Below are 771 nucleotides of genomic sequence, written 5' to 3'. Positions count from 1 at the left end.
GCCCCACCCCAGGACACCCCGCCAACACCGAACCGACCTCACCCGGCTCCACCCGGAACCCACGCACCTTCACCTGATCATCCACACGACCAGCGAAAAGCAACTCCCCCTCACCCGACCACGACGCCCGATCCCCCGTCCGATACATCCGCATCCCAGACCCGAACGGACACGCCACAAACCGCTCAGCACTCAACCCCGGCCGACCCACATACCCACGCGCCACCTGCACCCCGGCCACATACAACTCACCCACCACACCCGGCGGCACCGGCCGCAAAAACTCATCCAGCACAAAGGCCCGCGTGTTGGTCACCGGCCGGCCAATCGGGACAGAGCTTCCGGCCCAGTCAGGCGAGCACTCCCAGGCGGTCACATCGATCGATGCCTCGGTGGGCCCGTAGTAGTTCTCCAGCCGCACACCGTCCAGCACCTCGAAGAACCGCCGCATCACATGCACCGGCAACGCCTCACCCGAACACACCACCCACCGCAGACCGCCACACCCCGCCGCAGCCGGCTCCGCCAAAAACGCCTCCAACATCGACGGCACAAAATGCGCCACCGACACCCGCTCCCGACGAATCAACTCCGCCAGATACGCCGCATCCCGATGCCCACCAGGCCGCGCCAACACCACCACGCCGCCCCACAACAGAGGCCAGAAAAACTCCCACACCGACACGTCAAACCCGAACGACGTCTTCTGCACCACCCGCTCACCCGCCGACAACCCAAGCCGCTCCTGCATCCAAGCCAGCCGATTCACCA

1 protein-coding gene is annotated in these 771 nt (G+C 65.9%); it reads right to left on the bottom strand.

Features of this window, described 5'->3' with window-relative positions; all coding sequences use genetic code 11:
- A partial coding sequence (locus ABEA43_RS67815) for an AMP-binding protein (protein WP_345581600.1) occupies positions 1 to 751 on the bottom strand: 751 nt, incomplete at its 3' end.
- Between the last annotated feature and the right edge of the window lie 20 nt (positions 752 to 771).

The organism is Nonomuraea rosea, from assembly GCF_039539705.1.
Taxonomy (GTDB): Bacteria; Actinomycetota; Actinomycetes; order Streptosporangiales; family Streptosporangiaceae; genus Nonomuraea; species Nonomuraea rosea.
The sequence above is the reverse complement of the archived record's forward strand: the minus strand, read 5'-3'. Positions and strand labels throughout refer to the sequence as shown.